The organism is Massilia psychrophila, from assembly GCF_002760665.1.
Taxonomy (GTDB): Bacteria; Pseudomonadota; Gammaproteobacteria; order Burkholderiales; family Burkholderiaceae_D; genus JAFCUW01.
This window is the reverse complement of record NZ_PDOB01000002.1, coordinates 160,542-179,172: the sequence shown is the minus strand read 5'-3', so window position 1 is coordinate 179,172 and position 18,631 is coordinate 160,542. Positions and strand designations below refer to the sequence as shown.

The following is an 18,631-nucleotide window of genomic DNA, read 5'->3' as shown; positions in this document are numbered from 1 at the left end:
GAAATTGTTCGCTGTAAAGACGTCGGCGGCAGCTTTGTGGTCATGCCGCGACACAATTGAACACTGCACGGTGGCAAAACTGAAATTCTACTGGAAAGAATTTCTTACAAGAATGCCTCCTTTATAATCCGTCAGCGGTTACTTCCCTTATTCGCGTCGTAAAAATTGTCGTTCGCTTCCAATCTTCAAGATCATTTATAGCTTTTTCATATAAATGTAGCAGGCAAAACGTATTAGCCATGCCTGGGGGGGTGATGCATAGTTGATAAGCGAACGAGGTACAGCCGCTGTTTGTGACGATGTTGTCATCAACATGACATATCAAGACGTCATGCTTGCAAGTTCCGCGCGGCAAATTGCATGGCTTTCCTCGCAACAGGTGGCGGCAAAGGTGTTTTGTACTCGGTAACCAGGGAAGTTTTCCGACGGCTACAAGCCGGGTGGGGACTCCACATAACTATTTGTATCTTAGGGATTATACAATGATCAATCACAAACGGATCCAGCTGACCAAGATGGCGCTCGCGCTGTCGATCGCGCTGGCTACCGCGCCTGCGTTCGCGCAAAACACGACCTCGGCAATCGCCGGCCGCATTTCTGGCGCCGACGGCAAGCCGGCGGCAGGCGCCACGGTCCAGATCGTGCACAACGAGTCCGGTTCCGTCAGCACCGTCACTACCGACGCCGAAGGCCGCTATAACGCCCGCGGCCTGCGTACCGGTGGCCCGTTTACGATCACCATCACCAAGAACGGTATTTCGGAAAAGCGCACTGACATCTATACCCAGTTGGCTGAAACTGCTGCCATCGACGCCACCCTGGGCGCGCAGATCCAGACCGTGACCGTCACTGGCGCCGCCAGCCGTTCGGATAAATTCTCGCGCAATACCATGGGTTCGGGCACCAACATCGGCGCCACCGAACTGGCCACCCAGGCATCGATCCAGCGCAACTTGCAAGACTACGCCCGCGCTGACCCGCGCGTGTCGCAGACCGACAAGGAACGTGGCGAAATCTCCGTCGCCGGCCAGAACTCGCGCTACAACACCATCACCATCGATGGCGTGGCCGTCAACGACACCTTCGGCCTGGAAGGCAATGGCTCGCCGACTGCGCGCCAGCCGATCTCGATCGAAGCGATCCAGTCGGTGCAAGTGAACGTCGCCAACTACGACGTCACCCAAAAAGGCTACACGGGCGCCAACATCAATGCCGTGACCAAGTCCGGCACCAACGACGTCAAGGGCGGCATTTACTACGTCACCCGCGACGACCGCCTGGTGGGCGACCGTTACAACATCACCTCCGACACCTATGTCGCAGCGCCGAAATTCAAGGAAACCACCAAGGGTGGTTATGTCAGCGCCCCGCTGATCCAGGACAAACTGTTTCTGTTCGCCCTGCTGGAAGAGTCGAAGAGCTCGCGCTCCGCGCCTGGATTCGGCCAGGTCGGTAGCAATGCCGGCACCACCGTGCCGATCACCCAGTCGTCGATCGACAGCGCCCGCGCGATCGGCCAGTCCCGTTATGGCCTCGACCTCGGCACCACCGCGGTGCCGGAGGGGGCCCAGTTCGTCTCGCGCGAGCAGATGATCAAGCTCGACTACAACATCAACGATAACCACCGCGCCAGCGTGCGTTACTCGAAGACCTCGCAGGCCGACCCGATTTACCCGGGCTTCTCCGCCACCGGCGTCACCCTTGCCTCGCAGTTCTACAACCAGGGCAAGAGCATCGAGACCATCGTCGGCCAGGTGCTGTCGGACTGGACCCCGAATTTCTCGACCGAGTTCAAGTACTCGACGCGCGACTACGATTCGATGCCGACCAACAGCACCCGCCTGCCGGCCATTTCGCTGCAATTGAGCGGCCCACTGCCTGCAGGCGCGGCGCCCGGCACCCCGGTCGGTAACCGCTTCATCAACGCCGGTACCGAGTCGAGCCGCCACTTGAACGTGCTGCGCAATGACACCCGCGACCTGTATGCGGGCGGCACCTGGACCCGTGGCGATCATGAAATCAAGTTTGGCAGCGACTACACCAGCACCAAGATTTACAACGCCTTCCTGCAAAACATCAACGGCAACTACACATTTGGCTGCCGCGACGACGTGACCTACACTTCGGCCGGCCTGGCCGGGTTCAAGTGCGCCACCGGCAGCACCGCGCAAATCGAAGCGGCCGTGCTGGAGAATTTTTCGCGTGGCCGTCCAAGTTCGTACACGGTGCAGCAAGCGGTTGCCGGCGGTACGCTCGCCAACGCCGTCGCCCAGTTCGCCCTGCAAGACACCGGCGTGTTCGTGCAGGATACCTGGAACGTCAACAAGAGCCTGACCCTCACGGGCGGCGTGCGCGTTGACTACAACGGCGTCACCGGCCGTCCGCTGGCTAACAGTGCCGCTGCTGCACCGATGGTGGCCGGTAACGCCACCACCGGCGTGCGCCAGTCGGGCGGCTTCGGCTACGACAACACCCAGACTATTGACGGCCAGAAGTTGGTGCAGCCGCGTATTGGCTTCAACCTGAAACTGCCGACCGAGCGCACCATGCAGTTGCGCGGCGGTGTCGGCCTGTTCCAGGGCGCTGCAGCGGCCGTGTGGATGTCGAACCAGTTTTCCAACCCTGGCGTGGCGTCGCGCATCATCACCTGCTCCGGCACGGGCGCCACCAAGTGCCCGACCGCCGACAATACCTTCAGCACCAACCCGGACAGCCAGCCATCGGTTGTTGGCGCCACCCCGGCCTCCAACGTCGACTTCCTCGACCCGAACTTCCACCAACCAGCAGTGTGGAAAGCCAACATCGCGTTCGATACCGAACTGCCATGGCAAAATATCGTGTTTTCGGCTGAATTTCTGCATACCAAGAACAAGGATGCGATTTACTACGAAAGCCTGAACCTGGGCGCGCCAACCAGGATCGGTACCGACGGTCGTAATCTGTACTACAACGCCGGCGGCTACCGGGCCAGCTGCTACGTGGCCAGTAATGGCACCGTCACCATCACGCCGAACTGCGTCACCAGCAAGGCTTTGAGCAACCTGAGCTACGGTAACGTGATGCTCGCCAAAGGCACCGATCTGGGCAGCGCCAATGTCGGCACCGTGTCGTTCTCGCGTCCGCTGAGCAAAGGCTATGGCTGGTCGATCGCTGCCACGAAGACCACCTCGACGGAAGTGTCGTCGCTGACTTCGTCGGTGTCGACCTCGAACTGGAACGGTCGCTCGGTATTCAATCCGAATGAAAACACCGCCACCAATTCGAGCTACCTGGTGAAGGACCGTATCAACGCCTTGTTCAACTTCCAGAAGAAGTTCTTCAGCACCTACAACACCCGTTTCGGCGTGTTCTATGAAGGTCGTTCGGGCAAGCCTTTCAGCTGGACCGTCAACAACGACTTGAACGGTGACGGCCTCGGTGGCAATGACCGCATGTACATTCCGAAGGCCTTTGGTTCGGGCGACGTGCTGTTCGCTGGCGACAGCGCCACCAGCCATGGCAACGAGCAGAAATTCTGGGATGTGGTCAATGCCAACAAGGTGCTCAGCCGCTCAGCTGGTGGTATCGTCGGCCGTAACACCGACTTCTCGCCATGGACCAACAGCATCGACCTGCGCATCAGCCAGGAAATTCCAGGCCTGTTTGCCCGTAACAAGGCAAGCTTCAGCCTCGACTTCCTTAACTTCGGTAACCTGCTGAACAAAAAATGGGGCCGTATCAATGAAGTCGGCTTCCAGAGCAATGGCGGTCTGGCGCGCAGCTTCGTCGACTATGTCGGTACCGATGCTGCCACCGGCAAGTACATTTACGCCGTGCGTCCGCAAGTGGAAAACCTCGACGTTCGTCAGGCCAAGGGCGAATCGCAGTGGGCCGTGCAAGCTACCTTCAAGTACGATTTCTAAGGAATCCGCTTGATTGAAACGAGGGGCTGGTGGCGACACCAGCCCTTTTTTATTGCGCGCCGCTTTGTATTGACGGCGCCTCCCGCCGCCATGCAGCCTGTGCTGGCGCTGCCCCGAAAACTTCTTTATGCTTCCAACTTATGATTAAAACCCCGCTCTGCCTGCTCGTCGTCGCCTGCCTCGCCGCCGGCTGCGCCCCGCTGGCGCCCACGCCGCCGGCTCCGATCGAGATCAACCTGGTCGCATTGAACGACTTCCACGGCCACTTAGAGGCGAGCAAATTCGTCTACACCAGCGCGCGCGACGGCAAGGAAAACACCATCATGGCCGGCGGCATCGACAACCTGGCCGCCGCCCTGCAGGCTTTTAGGCTCGAAGACAAGGACCTGGTGCTGGTCGGTGCCGGCGACCTGGTGGGCGGTACGCCGGCCATGTCGTCGATGTGGGCCGACGAGCCGAGCATCGTCGCACTGAGCATGCTCGGCATGAAATTCAGCTCGGTCGGCAACCACGAATTCGACCTGGGCCGCGCCGAACTGCTGCGCAAGCAGCATGGCGGCTGCCAGGGCGAACCCGGTGGTAAAGCCTGCAAGCTAGCGCCCGATTTCCGCGGCGCCGCCTTTACCTACCTGGGCGCCAACGTGATCGACAAGGTCACCGGCAAGCCGCTGCTGCCGGCCTTCTCGATCGAACAGGTCAAGGGCGTCAAGGTGGCCTTCATCGGCGCGGTGCTGAAAAACACGCCGTCAGTGGTGCTGGCCTCCAGCATCGAGGGCCTGGCGTTTACCGACGAAGCGGACGCCATCAACGCCGCGCTGGTGCAGGCACGCGCGCAAGGAGCAAGCGTGTTCGTGGCGCTGATCCACGAAGGCGGCAACACCACCGAGCCGTTCGACCAGGCCGACTGCACCGAACTCAAAGGGCCGGTGGTGGGCATCGCCGAAAGGCTCGACCCGGCCATCCGCTTGGTCATCAGTGGCCATAGCCACAGCGGTTTTCAATGCAAGGCAGGCGGGCGCACCATTACGCAGGCGCAGATGGGCGGCCATGTGCTGTCGCGCATAAAACTGTCGATCGATCCGGCCAGCGGCAGCGTGCGTGACGTCGTCGTGCGCAACGTGGCGGTGCGGCCGGGCGAATACCCGGCCGACCCGAAAGTGGCCGGCTACCTCGCCGCGGTCAAGGCGCAAAGTTCGGCCGCGCTGGCGCGGCCGGTTGCGCGCGTGGCGCAGCGCAGCACCGCGCGCCGGATGAACGATGCGGGCGAATCGGCGCTCGGCAACCTGGTTGCCGACGCCGTCGTCGATGCCACTCGCGCCGAGGGCGTGCAGGTCGGCTTCATGAACATGGGCGGCCTGCGCAGCGATTTCGACGTGTCCGAGAACCTTGTTGCGACCTTTGGCCAGGCACAGGCTGTGCTGCCTTTCTCGAACACGTTGGTGGTGATGGACATGACCGGCGCCCAGCTGCGCGCAGTGCTCGAGCAACAGTGGCTGCGTGCCTCGGGCCGTGCGATGCTGCAGGTGTCGCGCTCCCTGTACTACCAATGGGACAACGCCAGGCCGGATGGCCAGCGCGTGGTGCCAGGCAGTGTGCGGATCAACGGTGCGCCGCTCGACGACGCCAGGACCTACAAGGTGGTGGCCAATAACTTCCTGGCCGAAGGCGGCGACGGCTACCCGGCGTTCAGGCAGGCGGCCAACAAGGCCGACACCCGCATCCTCGACCTCGAAGCCTTGATCGGCTACCTGGCCAGGAACCAGCCTGGCGCCGCTGGCGCGGCATTGGCGGCGCCGGCTCTTCCTTCTGCGCGCATTGAAAGAGTAAACTAAGATGCATGCCCCGGCTCGGATCAAGCGCTACGGTTCAAACTCAAGGAAAACCAACATGAAAAAACTCGCTTGCGTGATCGCCCTGACCGGCGCCTTCCTGTCCTTTGACGCCCTCGCGTGGGGTAATGACGGCCACCGCGCCGTCGGCGCCATCGCCGACAAACTGATCAAGGGCAGCAACGCCGAGAAACAGGTCGGCGCGCTGCTGCTGCCCGGCGAAAGCCTCGAATCGGTCTCGGTCTGGGCCGACTGCGTCAAGGGCGACTGGTGCGGCCCGCAGACCCCCGAGATGGTGGCCTACGTCGGCGCCAATCCAAAGGCGAGCGAATACCATTACACCGGCGTGCCGTTCCAGAAGGACCATTACCACGACGGCGACGTCGGCACCACGCATCACGACATCGTGCAGACGCTCAAGCAGGCCATCGCCGTCTTGCAGGGTAAGCTGGACCCGGCGCTGAACCCGCATGGCTTTTCGAAGCGCCAGGCGCTGCTGCTGGTAGCCCATATGACCGGCGACATCCACCAGCCGCTGCACGTCGGCGCCGCCTTCGTTGGCAAGGACGGCAAATTCGTGGTGCCCAACAAGCACACCGACATCGACGCCGTGGCGATCTTCGATTCGCGCGGCGGCAATAACTTCCTGATGGACGACGACAAGGTCGCCGCCATGGGCGCAAGCCACATCCCGGGCGAAAATCCGAAACCGCGCGAAGGCGTGCCGCGCGCGCTGACCAAGCCGTTCCACTCGTACTGGGACAGCACCACGGTCGATTACGCAATGCGCCGCATGAGCACCCGCACGCCGGAAAAATTCGCCCAGGCCGTGATCGACGGCAAGCCGGCGGTCAGCAAAAACAATGGCGACCCGGCCACCTGGCCGTACCAGTGGGCCGACGATGTGCTGGTGGTCGCCAAGCTGGCCTACGCCGGCGTCACTACCGGCCCCGGCATCCGGCAGACCAGCAAGAAGGGCGACGTCTATTACAACTGGAACCTCGAAGTGCCGGCCAACTATCCGGTGCCCAGTTCAGCGATCGCCAAGACGCAGCTGATCAAGGGCGGCTACAAGCTCGCCGCGCTGTTGCAAACCATCTGGCCTTAAGCCATGCGCCCGCTCATTTTTGGCGCATTGACGCTCACTTTCATGCTGCCGGCCGTCGCGCAGCAAGCCTCGGCCCCGGCCCCGGCCTTGCCCTTATGGGAGGCCGGCCTGGTCGGCGGCGCCGTGTCGGGACCGGCCTATCCCGGCGCCGATCAGCGCTCCTCGCGCGCGCTGGCGGCGCCGTTCCTGATTTATCGGGGCAAGGTGCTGCGTTCGGACGCGTCCGGCATCGGTGCGCGCCTGCTGCGCAGCGAGCGCTACGAACTGGACATCGGCTTTGCCGCCTCGCTGCCGGCGCGCTCAAATGCCGGCGCCGCCCGCGCCGGCATGCCGGACCTGGGTTTCCTTGGCGAGTTCGGGCCGCGCGTAAAAGTCTTGTTGGCCAATCCGACGCCGACCAGCCGCTTGCGCCTCGACTTGCCGCTGCGCGCCGTGATGGAGTTTCGCGGCGGCGTGCGGCGCCAGGGCACCACGTTCGAGCCGCGCCTGACATACGCAACGCGCGACATCGGCAGCGACTGGAGCATCGACGCCAGCGTCGGCCTGGTGGTCGGCGACGGCGGCATCAATCGCTATTTCTACGAAGTGGCGCCGCAGTATGCGACTGCCGCGCGGCCGGCGTACCGGGCCAGATCGGGCCTGATGCTGGCGCGCGCCGGACTATCGGCGTCCTACCGGCTCAACGAGGACGTGCGCCTGTTCGGCTACGTGCGCGGCGAGAGCTATGCCGGCGCGGCCAACCGCGACAGCCCTTTGATGAGGAGAAACAGCGGCACATCGATCGGCGGCGGCTTTTCGTGGACGCTTGGCCGTTCCAGCGTGCTTGCCGCCGACTAGGAGGCGTAGCGTCGGCGACCCCGCTTATCCGTTCACCCGATGCAGCTTGCCGGGGCTCGCACCCCGCGCTACAGTCATGCATCACCAGCCTTGGGCCGACATGATCCACAACGCAATGCACTTTATTACACGAGAATGCGTGCGCGTGCTCGCCCGCCGGCTGAAATACACCTTGGGCTTCGCGACCCTGTTCGGCCTGGTCCTCAGCCTGACGTCCGTTTCTCCAACCATGGTGGTATTGCAGCGCGCATGGGGGGTTGGCCTGGGTGCCTTGCTGGCCTTCTGTATCCTCGAGCGATGGCCGCGCAATTTGCCGGCCTGGCTTGCCCGCTGGGTCTTGCAACTGATCGGTGTCGTGCTGGCTATTCCATTTGCGGCACTGCTGGCATACTGGATCGGTACGGGTGGCAGTTTCGGATTTTTGCAAGACACGATGCGCGTGAAGGGCCTTGCGAGCCTGAGCTTGATCGGCATTTTTTTCGCGCCATGGATAGCGCTTGGCGCCATCGTTCGCCAGCGCGAGGCGTTCGCGCGCGGCCAGCAATCGGCGTTCGAGCTGGAGCGAAGCAAGCTCGAACGCGAAGCGCTGGAAGCGCGCATGCGCCTTCTGCAGGCCCAGGTCCAGCCGCATTTTCTTTTCAATACGCTGGCGAACGTCCAGGCGTTGGTCGATACCGGTTCGCCAAAGGCGTCGCACGTCCTGGGCACGCTGATCGCCTATCTTCGCGCGGCAGTTCCCCTGCTCGACGAGCCCTTCAGCACGCTGCGCGATGAGCTGGCGCTGGCGCGTGCCTATCTCGAGCTGATGCACCTGCGCATGCCAGACCGGCTGGACTATGTCATCCATGCCTGTGAGGAATCGAACGCCATGCGCTGCCCGCCGCTTACGCTGCTGACACTGGTGGAAAACGCGGTGCGCCATGGAATCGATCCAAGCGAAGAAGGCGGCCGCATCGAGATCCACGTCCAGCTGTGGCAACAGCGCTGCCGCGTGCTGGTCAGCGACACCGGCGTCGGCCTGCAAGAGACCGGCCATGGCCTTGGTACCGGACTGACGACCTTGCGCGAACGGCTGCAACTGAGCTTCGGCGCCGGTACCGGCCTCAAGCTCACCGAAGTCCGGCCGCACGGGGTCTGCGCCGAGTTGCTGTTCCCCGCACAAAAGAGCATGCCATGAGCTGCCGGCCGAGCGCATTGATTGCAGACGATGAACCCCTGCTGCGCGACACCATGGTGCGCCTGCTTGCGCGGGTCTGGCCCGAACTGCACGTCGTCGCGCTTGCGCGTAATGGGCGCGAAACGGTGGCCATGTATGAAGAGTTCAAACCTGATGTATGTTTCCTCGACGTGCACATGCCGGGTCTGTCGGGAATGGATGCCGCGCACGCCATCGGCAGGCGCGCCCACCTGGTGTTTGTGACAGCCTTCGATCAGTATGCGGTGCGTGCATTCGCCGAGGGCGCGCTCGACTATCTGGTCAAACCGGTCGAGGTGGAACGCTTGTACGACACTGTCGCCAGGCTCAAGCTGCGGCTGCAGACGGCCGCGCCGGCGCTCAATACCGAAGCGTTGTTGCAGCAGCTTGCGGAGCGCATGCGTCCAGCCGCGGCGCCTGCCGCTTTGCGCTGGATTCGCGCCAGCGTCGGGCAATCCCTGCACTTGATTCCGGTCGACGCTATCGATTACCTGCGCTCGGACGAGCGCTACACCCTGGTGGCCTGGCATGACGGTCACGGTATGCAGGCCGAAGCATTGATCCGAACCCCGTTACGTGAACTGGTTACGCAGCTCGACGCCGGCCAATTCGTCCAGGTGCATCGCTCGGTCGTCGTCAACCTGCACGCGATCAGCCACGTTTTGCGCGGTGCAAATGAAACGGCCGATATTCATCTCAAACGCCGCAAGGACGTGCTGAAGGTCAGCCGGGCTTACCTGCACCTGTTTCGGCAAATGTAAGGCTGCGGCCTGTACGCACAGGCCGTAACGCGCAACGCGATTTCCGTCACTCGTCGCATGGCAGTGTCATTCGATTGCCGGTCCCGATACCTTGCACTCTTCCCGCAACTTCTCGAGGATCAAATGACAATCGCCAGCCCGAACGCCGTTAATTCACTACACGCAAAGCCGAAAGAGCGCGCGCACGGCGCGCTGTCCGCTTTTTCGGGCAAGGCGCTCAGCGCTGCCGCAACCACCTGGTTTGTCGTCGCGGTCGCGGGTCAGCTCATTTTCGTCCTCTATATCCTGTCGTTCTATGCCAGTTCGGCATTGCAGGGGAATATGCAGGCATGGAACAAGGTGCTGCCAACCGGGCATGTGCCGGGCGATACGCTAGGCAACATCGCTATCGCGATCCATGTCCTGATTGCTGCGGTTGTAACCATCGGCGGGCCGCTTCAACTGATGGCGAAGATCCGGGCCGGCTTCCCGCGCTTTCATCGCTGGAACGGCCGTGTCTACATCGCCACGGTTGTCGTGGCCAGCATTAGCGGCCTGTTTGTCGTATGGACGCGCAGCGCGAACGGCAGCTTCCTGCAGCACCTCACCATCAGCATCAATGCGGTCCTTATCCTGATTGCAGCCTGGTTTGCGCTGCGCCATGCAGTGGCTCGCCGATTGGCCGAACACCGCCGTTGGGCGCTTCGCCTGTTCCTGGTAGTGAGCGGCAGCTGGTTTTTTCGGGTGATATTGATGTTCTGGATTGCGCTCAACGGCGGCCCGGCCGGCTTCGATCCAACGACGTTCCAGGGGCCGGCACTGGTGGCTATCGGCTTGCTTCAGTACGTCCTGCCGCTTGCGGTGCTCGAGTTGTACTTTTTTGCGAAAAGCAGCGCGCGGCCGGCCGCGCGGATATCGGCAGCCGGCCTGGTGTTTGCGCTCACCGGCGCCATGGCGGTCGGTATCGCGGTCGCGACGATGGGAATGTGGCTACCGAAGATGCTGTGATTTGCCGCGCATCACCTCCACCGCGTCCATGCTGCGCTCAGCGCGACTTGACGAACGGTTTGCCGATCGATTTCGGCGCCACCGACTTGGCCATCAGGCCGGCCAGCACGATGACGGTGACGACGTACGGGATCATCTGGATCAGCGAGCCGGGGATGCGGCCCACGCCCGGCAGGTCGACGCCCTCCATTTGAATCTGCACCGCCGAAAAGAAGCCGAACATGACGCAGCCGAGCGCTGTATGGATTGGCCGCCAGTTGCCGAACACGAGGGCGGCGAGGGCAAGGTAGCCGGCGCCGGCCGACATGTCGCGCAAGAAGAAGCCGCTTTGCACGATCGCCAGGTAGGCGCCCGAAAACGAACACAGTACGCCGGCGATCAGCATCGCCATGTAACGCGTCGCTACGACGTTGACGCCGGCAGCGTCGGCCGCGTGCGGGTTTTCGCCGCAGGCGCGCAGGCGCAGGCCGAATCGGCTGTGGTAGACGACCCAGTGCACCAGCGGGATCAGGGCGAACGCCAGGTACACCAGCACCGAATGGCCGCCAATCACGTGGCCGTAGAACCAGCCGATGAAGGGGACGTTTGCCAGCGCGGCGGTGCCGGGCAGGACGATGTCGAACAGGCGGGCACCGCCGAGGTCCGGCGTGCGCCCGCCCTGCTGGTAAAAGAACTGCGCCAGCACGAACGTCAGCCCGCTCACGGCGATGTTAATCGCAATGCCGGCCACCAGCTGGTTGCCTTTTTGCGTGATGCTGACATACCCCTGCAGCAGCGCCAGCGTGGCCGACACGGCCAGGCCGGCGGCGACGCCATACCACGGGTTTTGCGTCGTGTAGGCGACCGCCGCCGAGGCGAACGCGCTGGCCAGGATCTTGCCCTCGAGCGCCAGGTCGATCACGCCGCTGCGTTCGGCGAACAGGCCGGCCAACGCGGCGAAGATCAATACCGGCGCGCTGCGGATGGTCGCCACCACGATGCTGGCTAAATGCAGGTCTTCGAACATGGCTTATCCCTTCCGGCGCAGGTTGATCAGCTTGAGGACGGCGGGGCCGTAAAAATTTTCCATCGCGCCGCAGAACAGGATGATCAAACCCTGGATGAAAATGAAGGTTTCCTGCGGGATGTTCGGTTTTTCCAGCGACAGGTCGAAGCCGCCCTGGATCAGCGCGCCGAACAGCACCGCCGACAGGAAGATGCCGACCGGGTGCTGGCGCCCCATCAGCGCGATGGCGATGCCGACAAAGCCGGCGCCGGCCGGGAAATTGAGCGACAGGTAGTGGGTCGAACCCATGATCGAATTGACGGCGGCCAAGCCGGCGAGGGCGCCGGAGATCAGCATCGCGACAATGATGGTGCGGTTGATCGACACGCCGGCGTAATGCGCCGCGTGCTGATTGAGGCCGGTTGCGCGCAGCTGGTAACCCCACGCCGAGCGCCACACCATGACGCCATAAATGACCAGCGCCACGATGGCCAGCAGGAAGCTGACGTTGAGCGGCGTGTCGCCCAGCACCGGAAACCACGCGTTCAGGCGCGGCATCGCACCAGCATCGGCGGACACGCGGCTGGCCGGATTTTGCTGGCCCTCGGGAATCAGGTATTTGACGATGATGAAATTCATCAGGCTGGCGGCGATGAAGTTGAACATGATGGTGGTGACCACCACGTGGCTGCCGCGTTTCGCCTGCAGGTAGCCGGGAATGAAGGCCCACAAGGCGCCGAACAGCGAGGCCCCCAGCATAGCGGCGGGAATCAGGAGCCATGCCGGCAGCGACGCGTCGAACGCCAGCATCGCCAGCGTCAGGCCAAGGCCGCCGAGATACATCTGGCCTTCGCTGCCAATGTTGAACAGGCCCGCCTTCATCGCGATCGATACCGACAGCCCGGTGAAGATGAAGGTCGAGGCATAGAACAGCGTGTACGACAAACCTTCCGGATTGATGATGGCGCTGTTGATCAAAATCGTCATCGATTCGACCGGGCTTTCGCCAAGCAGGTGGATTACCAGCGCGGCGACCAGCAGCGCCGATACCAGGTTCAGGACGGGCAGCACCAGTGCGGTGGCCCAGCGTGGGAGTTCGGTCGTTTTCATGATGTATGCATCCCGCCCATCAACAGGCCAAGGCGGGTGGTGTCGAATTCTTCGATGTTCAGTTCGCCGGTGATGCGCCCGCCCGACATGACGATGATGCGGTCGGCCAGCGCCCGCACTTCCTCCAGTTCGACCGACACCAGCAGGATCGCGACGCCTTCGTCGCGCATTTTCAGTAATTGCTTGTGGATGCTCTCGATGGTGCCGATGTCGACCCCACGGGTCGGCTGGCCGACCAGCATCAGTTTTGGCGCGGCCGACACTTCGCGCGCGATCACTACCTTCTGCTGGTTGCCGCCTGAAAGCAGGCCAATGCGGATGTCCGGATTCGCCGGGCGCACGTCGAACGCCGTCAGCAGGTGCGCGCAGCGTTGGGCGATGGCGGCGAAGTCGAACAGCCCCCAACGGTTGCGAACCCGGTCCTGGTAGCCGAACACGGTGTTTTGCATGACCGAGAAATCCTTGATCACGCCGTCGCGCAGGCGGTCTTCCGGCACGTGGCCGATGCCCAGCTTGCGGAAGGTGGCCGGCAGGCCGTCGGCATCGACCCTGCCGGCGAACGGCAGCGCCTTGCCCAGCACCTCGACCTGGCCCGACGTCGGCAGGCGCATGCCCGACAGGATCTCGAGCAGCTCGCTCTGGCCGTTGCCGGAGACGCCGGCAATGGCCACGATTTCACCGGCGCGCAAGGTAAAACCGACGTCGGCCAGCAGGCGCACGCCAGCCTTGTCGATCAGCTGCAGTTTCTCGACCTTGAGCACCGCGGCGCCCGGCTTGAACGGCGCGCGCGGCAGTTCGCCCTCGATCGGCCGGCCGACCATCATGGTGGCCAGTTGTTCTTTCGACGTGGTGGCGGTGGCGACGGCGCCGACCACGCGGCCGGCGCGCATCACCGTCACCTGGTCGGTGATGTCGAGGATCTCGCCTAACTTGTGGGTGATCAGGATGATGGTCTTGCCCTGCTCCTTGAACAGGCGCAGGATCTCGAACAGCGACGCCGTTTCCTGCGCCGTCAGCACCGCTGTCGGCTCGTCGAGGATCAGGATATTCGCGCTGCGGTAGATCTGCTTGAGGATTTCGACGCGCTGCTGGGCGCCGACCGACAGGTCGTGGATGGTCGCCAGCGGATCGACGTCGAGCCGGTAGCGGGTGCAGATGTCGCGCAGCTTGGCCTCGATGGCGGCGCGTTGCAAGGCCAGGCGGAAACCGCCTTCGGCGCCGAGCATGACGTTGTCCAGCACCGTCATGTTCTCGACCAGCATGAAGTGCTGATGCACCATGCCGATGCCGAGCGCGATCGCCTCGTGGCTGGTGCGGATCGAGCGCGCCTCGCCGTCGACCAGCAACTGGCCGCTGTCGGCATTGTAGTAGCCGTACAGGATGCTCATCAGGGTCGACTTGCCGGCGCCGTTTTCGCCGATCACGCCATGGATCGACCCCTTGGCGATGGTAAAGCTGACGTCGGCGTTCGCCTGCACCGGGCCGAAGGCCTTGCATATGTTGCGAAATTCTACGGCTGGCTGCATAGCGAATCAGTAGGTGAGGTGGTAGTCAAATGAAGTTGATGGTGAGCTTAAAAGCGCGCCGCACCGGAAGCCCGGTGCGGCGCGCTTTTTTATGATGCTGTCGAAAGCCGAAAAGATCAGACCGGGCAGCTGCTGCCAACGCGGTAATCGATGACCTTGATCTTGCCGCTGATGATGGCGGCCTTCGCTTCGTTGACCTTCTTCTCGATGTCGGGCGACACTACGCTGCGGTTGTCCTTGTCGATCACCCAGTCGACGCCGCCTTCTTTCAGGCCGCGGTAGCTCACGCCCGGCTTCCACGTACCGTTCTTGACCGCCATGAAGGAGTCGTAGACGGCGCCGTCGACCCGCTTGACCATCGAGGTCAGCATGGTGCCCGGATGGAGGTGGTTCTGGTTCGAGTCGACACCGATGGCCAGCTTGCCTTTTTCCTTGGCCGTCTGCAGCGTGCCCATGCCGGAACCGCCGGCCACCGCGAACACCACGTCGACGCCGCGGTCGAACTGCGCGCGCGCCAGTTCGCCGCCCTTGGCCGGATCGTTCCAGGCGGCGCTGGTGGTGCCCACCATGTTCTGCAGCACATCCACTTTCGCGTTGTTCGCTTTCGCGCCCTGGCTGTAGCCGCAGGCGAAGGCGCGGATCAGCGGGATGTCCATGCCGCCGACGAAGCCGAGCTTTTTCGATTTCGACGCCATCGAGGCGGCCACGCCGACCAGGTAGGAGCCTTCTTCCTCGCGGAACAGCACCGAGTTGATGTTCGGACCCTTGGCGATGCTGTCGATCAGCACGAACTTCACGTTCGGGAATTCGGCCGCGACCTTTTGCACTGCCTGGGTCTGGGAAAAGCCGATCGCCGCGATCAAATCGAGCTTCTTGCGCGCCAGGCCGCGCAGCACCTGCTCGGCCTGCGTATCGCTGCTGGCCTGGACTTCGATATAGCCGATTTTTGTTTCAGCCTTGAAGCGGTTGGCGCCCTCGAAGGCCGACTGATTGAACGATTTGTCGAACTTGCCGCCGGCGTCGTAGACGATAGCCAGTTTCGGATCGGCCGCCACGGCGCTGGCCGCGACGCACAGCGCCGCGATCGTGATACTGAGTTGCTTGAGTTTCATGGACGCTCCTGGAATATCGATATTGTACCCGGCGCAACGGCTGAGTTGGGAGGGGCGGTGTAGCTTAATCAAAACTAAACAGGCGAACTCTCCAGTTCAGCATTCCCGTGCCCGCATTGTGTCAGACCGACAGGCGGCAGGTCGTTACCAATTGTATCGATCGGATTCTTTCAACTATGCGTGACGATTAATATGTATGGCAAATACGTTTTTTCTTAATGATTTATATTTTTACAGTATATATCTTGCCGACCCCAATTATTCGGCAGCGGCGGGGTTGAGTATATTGAGGAAAGCGCGCACCACGGGCGCGTCGTCCTGGGCCGTGTAGGCGATGTACAGGTTGGCCGACGGCGGGTTGGTCTTGATCGGCAAAAAGATCACCCCTGGCCAGCCGATCCGGCTGGTGGTCTCGGGCATGAGGGCGACGCCGAGGCCGGCGCCGACCATCGCCAGCAAGGTCTGCGGCTCGGACGCTTCCTGGAAAATGGTCGGCTGAAAACCCGCGTCGACGCAGCACTGGATCAGGTAGCGCGGGAAGGCCGACTTGTCCAGCGCCAGCGTCAGCATCGGCTGGTCGGCAAGGTCGGTCAGTTCGACGTAACCCTTGCTGGCGAGCCGATGGTGTTCGTTGACGGCGACGCAGACGTTCTCGCGAAAGCACAGCTCCTGGCGCAGGTTGTCATGCTTGAGTTCGTCATCGCCCAGCTTCGGTTCGCGCCAGAAACCGACGTCGATCTGCTTGGCGCGCAGCGCTTCGTACTGCACGTTCGGCCCGGCCTCGTGCAGCGTCCACGTCACGCGCGGGAATTTGGTCTGGAACTGTTCGAGCAGGCTCGGAATCGGTCCCCACATCGCCGAGCCGACGATGCCGACCCGCAGCCGGCCTACTTCGCCGCGGTCGATCTGGCGGATGGTGTCGATCGTCATGCGCATCTTGGCCAGCAGTTCGGATGCCTCCACCATCAGCGCCTTGCCGGCCACCGTCAGTTCGAACGTGCGGGTGGTGCGGGCGAACAGTTTGACTCCCAGCTCGCTCTCGAGCTTCATGATCTGCTGGCTCAGCGGCGGCTGCGAAATATGCAGCCGTTCGGCCGCGCGCGAGAAGCTCTTTTCTTCCGCGACGGCGAGGAAGTACTTCAGCTGTTTCAGGTCGATGGACATGGCGTTTTTCAGTCAGATCGCGGTCAGAGCGGGGTCAGGCCGGGCAGGCCGGGTAACTGCTGCAACGCCAGCGCCAGGTGCGCGCCGACCAGCGCGTTGTGTTTGACCAGGGCGATGTTGGTGGCTAAGCTGCGCCCGCCGGTCAGCTCCTTGATCCGGCCAAGCAGGAACGGCGTCACCGCCTTGCCCGTCACGCCGTGCTGCTCCGCTTCAAACAGGGCCTGGCTGGTAATACGGTCGATTTCTTCCTTTTCCATCGCAAACGCGGCCGGCACCGGATTGGCGACGACGACGCCGCCAGCCAATCCCAGCGCCCACTTGGCGTGGATGAACCCGGCCTGCTCGAGCGCGCTGTCGCAGCGGAAGTCGGCATCGAAGCCGCTCTCGCGCGTAAAAAAGGCCGGGAAACCGGCCTGGCCGACGCTGATCACTGGCACGCCGTGTGTCTCGAGGTACTCGAGCGTGAGGCCGATGTCGAGGATCGACTTGACGCCGGCGCACACCACCGCCACGCTGGTGTGCGCCAGTTCTTGCAGGTCGGCCGAGATGTCGAAGCTGGTCGCGGCGCCACGGTGCACGCCGCCAATGCCGCCGGTGACGAACACGTTGACGCCGGCCAGCGCCGCGCAGATCATGGTGGCGGCCACGGTGGTGGCGCCGAGCCGGCCGGTGGCGACGACGAACGGCAGGTCGCGCCGGCTTACCTTCATCGCGTCCGGCGCGGTGCCCAGCAGTTCGAGCTGCTGGTTTGACAGGCCAATGCAGATCTTGCCTTTGATGATGGCGATCGTCGCCGGCACGGCGCCGGCGTCGCGGATGACTTGTTCGACTTCGCGCGCCATCGTCACGTTCTGTGGATACGGCATGCCATGCGAAATAATGGTCGATTCGAGGGCCACCACCGGTTTGCCGGCGGCGCGCGCGGCGGCGACTTCGGGAGAGAACAAGAGAAACTGCTGCATGGTCATTCCTGGTAGAGGGTGTTGAAATCGGTGCCCGGGGTGTGGGCCTCGTCGTCGATCCCGTCGAGGCTGTCGGCGCGTAGCCACGGGCAGACCGTTGCCGCGCAACCGAGCGTGATGGCGGAGAGCTTCAGCCCGCGCCGGCATGCCAGTTCAAGGTCATCGCTGCCGTGAAACAGCGACCAGCATACGGCTGCCGCAAAAGCGTCGCCGGCGCCGGTGACGTCGACCACGTCGGCATCCCGCGCGGCCAGATGCCTGACGCCGCCGGCATGCGTAAACAGTACACCGGCGGCGCCGCGCGTGACGATCACGTCCTGCGCGCCCTGTTCCTGCACGGCAGCGCAGGCGGCGGCGAAGTCGGCGTCGGTGCGCAGCGGCGCACCGACCCGGGTTTCGAGTTCGCCCTGGTTGAGGATCAGCACACGCAACCCGCGCAGATCGATCGGCAGGCGCGCCATCTTCGGCTGCGACACCGCCACCATCACCAGCGGCGCTTGCGCTTGCTCGCGCCGGCTTTCGGCCAACAGCATTGCCAGCGTCTCGCGCGGCAGGTTCAGGTCGGCCACGATCAAGGCCGGGGCAGCGCGGCGCGGCTGGCGATTGGCCAGCACATCGGGCGTGATCAGGTCGTACAGCGCCATGTCGGCCAGCGCCAGCATCATCTCGCCGTGCTCGTCGAGCACCGCGGTGTAGGTACCACTGCAGGCGTTGTCGAGTTTGAGGGTGTGGCGCATGTCGATGCCGGCCGCCTCGGCGTGGGCCAGCAGCGCGCGGCCCGACGCGTCGTCGCCGATCGCCGTCGTCAGGCTGACGGGGGCGCCAAGGCGTGCCAGGTTTTCGGCGATGTTGCGCGCCACGCCACCAAACGATTCGTCCTGGCGCGCGGGATTGGAAGTGCCCATCGTCAGCGTTGCCAGCGAACGCAGTTTGCGGTCCAGGTTGGCCGCGCCGATGCAGGCGATCGGGCGCAGGCTTGGGATGACGTAGGCGCGCCCGAGCAGGCGGCCGTCGCGGATCAGGCCGGCGACATGGCCGGCCACCGCCGAGCGCGACAGGCGCAAGCGGGCCGCCAGGTCCTGCTGGGAAATGAAAGGATCCGCACAAATCAGTTGATAGAGCTGTTCTTTTTTCGACACATCACTCACTTGGC

14 protein-coding genes are annotated in these 18,631 nt (G+C 63.2%); 7 read left to right on the top strand and 7 right to left on the bottom strand.

The genetic code is table 11. The annotated features are described in order from the left end of the window. The first annotated feature begins 482 nt into the window (after positions 1-482). The 7 genes from CR103_RS02630 to CR103_RS02600 all read left to right on the top strand — a co-directional run bounded on the left by CR103_RS02630 (position 483) and on the right by CR103_RS02600 (position 10,619). Positions 483-3,902: a TonB-dependent receptor gene (locus CR103_RS02630; protein ID WP_099914457.1), complete on the top strand. Its 3,420-nt coding sequence runs from the start codon at positions 483-485 to the stop codon at positions 3,900-3,902. A gap of 140 nt (positions 3,903-4,042) precedes the next feature. After that, on the top strand, positions 4,043-5,734 hold the full coding sequence (locus CR103_RS02625; protein WP_099914456.1) for a bifunctional metallophosphatase/5'-nucleotidase: 1,692 nt from the start codon (positions 4,043-4,045) through the stop codon (positions 5,732-5,734). Between the two features lie 55 nt (positions 5,735-5,789). Next, the gene (locus tag CR103_RS02620; RefSeq protein ID WP_099914518.1) at positions 5,790-6,839 is read left to right on the top strand and encodes a S1/P1 nuclease; all 1,050 of its coding nucleotides are present in this window, start codon (positions 5,790-5,792) and stop codon (positions 6,837-6,839) included. Positions 6,840-6,842: 3 nt separating this feature from the next. Continuing rightward, complete coding sequence (locus tag CR103_RS02615) at positions 6,843-7,676, top strand: MipA/OmpV family protein (RefSeq protein WP_099914455.1); 834 nt, start codon at positions 6,843-6,845, stop codon at positions 7,674-7,676. Between the two features lie 76 nt (positions 7,677-7,752). Then, a complete protein-coding gene (locus CR103_RS02610; RefSeq protein WP_218968440.1) occupies positions 7,753-8,853 on the top strand; it encodes a sensor histidine kinase in 1,101 nt (366 codons plus the stop codon). Continuing rightward, entirely contained in the window at positions 8,850-9,632 is a 783-nt protein-coding gene (locus tag CR103_RS02605; protein ID WP_099914454.1) for a LytR/AlgR family response regulator transcription factor, read from the top strand. Before CR103_RS02610 ends, CR103_RS02605 begins: the two co-directional genes overlap by 4 nt. A 57-nt stretch (positions 9,633-9,689) precedes the next feature. Beyond that, the gene (locus CR103_RS02600) at positions 9,690-10,619 is read left to right on the top strand and encodes a DUF2306 domain-containing protein (RefSeq protein WP_218968439.1); all 930 of its coding nucleotides are present in this window, start codon (positions 9,690-9,692) and stop codon (positions 10,617-10,619) included. A gap of 37 nt (positions 10,620-10,656) precedes the next feature. On the opposite strand, the gene CR103_RS02595 is transcribed toward CR103_RS02600, so the two are convergent. From CR103_RS02595 to CR103_RS02565, 7 genes are all read right to left on the bottom strand, one after another. Further along, positions 10,657-11,625, bottom strand: a complete 969-nt coding sequence (locus CR103_RS02595) for an ABC transporter permease (protein ID WP_099914452.1) — start codon at positions 11,623-11,625, stop codon at positions 10,657-10,659. Positions 11,626-11,628: 3 nt separating this feature from the next. Further along, positions 11,629-12,714 carry an ABC transporter permease gene (locus CR103_RS02590; RefSeq protein ID WP_099914451.1) on the bottom strand — a complete coding sequence of 362 codons (1,086 nt, stop codon included), beginning with the start codon at positions 12,712-12,714 and terminating at the stop codon, positions 11,629-11,631. Then, the gene (locus tag CR103_RS02585; RefSeq protein WP_099914450.1) at positions 12,711-14,240 is read right to left on the bottom strand and encodes an ABC transporter ATP-binding protein; all 1,530 of its coding nucleotides are present in this window, start codon (positions 14,238-14,240) and stop codon (positions 12,711-12,713) included. Before CR103_RS02585 ends, CR103_RS02590 begins: the two co-directional genes overlap by 4 nt. 116 nt (positions 14,241-14,356) lie before the next feature. Then, on the bottom strand, positions 14,357-15,352 hold the full coding sequence (locus CR103_RS02580) for a BMP family lipoprotein (RefSeq protein WP_099914449.1): 996 nt from the start codon (positions 15,350-15,352) through the stop codon (positions 14,357-14,359). A gap of 258 nt (positions 15,353-15,610) precedes the next feature. Continuing rightward, positions 15,611-16,516: a LysR family transcriptional regulator gene (locus CR103_RS02575; protein ID WP_099914448.1), complete on the bottom strand. Its 906-nt coding sequence runs from the start codon at positions 16,514-16,516 to the stop codon at positions 15,611-15,613. 23 nt (positions 16,517-16,539) lie between these two features. After that, positions 16,540-17,478: a pseudouridine-5'-phosphate glycosidase gene (locus CR103_RS02570; RefSeq protein WP_099914516.1), complete on the bottom strand. Its 939-nt coding sequence runs from the start codon at positions 17,476-17,478 to the stop codon at positions 16,540-16,542. 2 nt (positions 17,479-17,480) lie between these two features. After that, on the bottom strand, positions 17,481-18,617 hold the full coding sequence (locus CR103_RS02565; RefSeq protein WP_370659411.1) for a carbohydrate kinase: 1,137 nt from the start codon (positions 18,615-18,617) through the stop codon (positions 17,481-17,483). Positions 18,618-18,631: the final 14 nt, after the last annotated feature.

Excerpts from the sequence above, each read along its gene's own strand:
- CR103_RS02630 (WP_099914457.1), top strand. The coding sequence starts at position 483 with ATGATCAATCACAAACGGATCCAGCTGACCAAGATGGCGCTCGCGCTG.
- CR103_RS02625 (WP_099914456.1), top strand. The coding sequence starts at position 4,043 with ATGATTAAAACCCCGCTCTGCCTGCTCGTCGTCGCCTGCCTCGCCGCC.
- CR103_RS02620 (WP_099914518.1), top strand. The coding sequence starts at position 5,790 with ATGAAAAAACTCGCTTGCGTGATCGCCCTGACCGGCGCCTTCCTGTCC.
- CR103_RS02615 (WP_099914455.1), top strand. The coding sequence starts at position 6,843 with ATGCGCCCGCTCATTTTTGGCGCATTGACGCTCACTTTCATGCTGCCG.
- CR103_RS02610 (WP_218968440.1), top strand. The coding sequence starts at position 7,753 with ATGCATCACCAGCCTTGGGCCGACATGATCCACAACGCAATGCACTTT.
- CR103_RS02605 (WP_099914454.1), top strand. The coding sequence starts at position 8,850 with ATGAGCTGCCGGCCGAGCGCATTGATTGCAGACGATGAACCCCTGCTG.
- CR103_RS02600 (WP_218968439.1), top strand. The coding sequence starts at position 9,690 with ATGGCAGTGTCATTCGATTGCCGGTCCCGATACCTTGCACTCTTCCCG.
- CR103_RS02595 (WP_099914452.1), bottom strand. The coding sequence starts at position 11,625 with ATGTTCGAAGACCTGCATTTAGCCAGCATCGTGGTGGCGACCATCCGC.
- CR103_RS02590 (WP_099914451.1), bottom strand. The coding sequence starts at position 12,714 with ATGAAAACGACCGAACTCCCACGCTGGGCCACCGCACTGGTGCTGCCC.
- CR103_RS02585 (WP_099914450.1), bottom strand. The coding sequence starts at position 14,240 with ATGCAGCCAGCCGTAGAATTTCGCAACATATGCAAGGCCTTCGGCCCG.
- CR103_RS02580 (WP_099914449.1), bottom strand. The coding sequence starts at position 15,352 with ATGAAACTCAAGCAACTCAGTATCACGATCGCGGCGCTGTGCGTCGCG.
- CR103_RS02575 (WP_099914448.1), bottom strand. The coding sequence starts at position 16,516 with ATGTCCATCGACCTGAAACAGCTGAAGTACTTCCTCGCCGTCGCGGAA.
- CR103_RS02570 (WP_099914516.1), bottom strand. The coding sequence starts at position 17,478 with ATGCAGCAGTTTCTCTTGTTCTCTCCCGAAGTCGCCGCCGCGCGCGCC.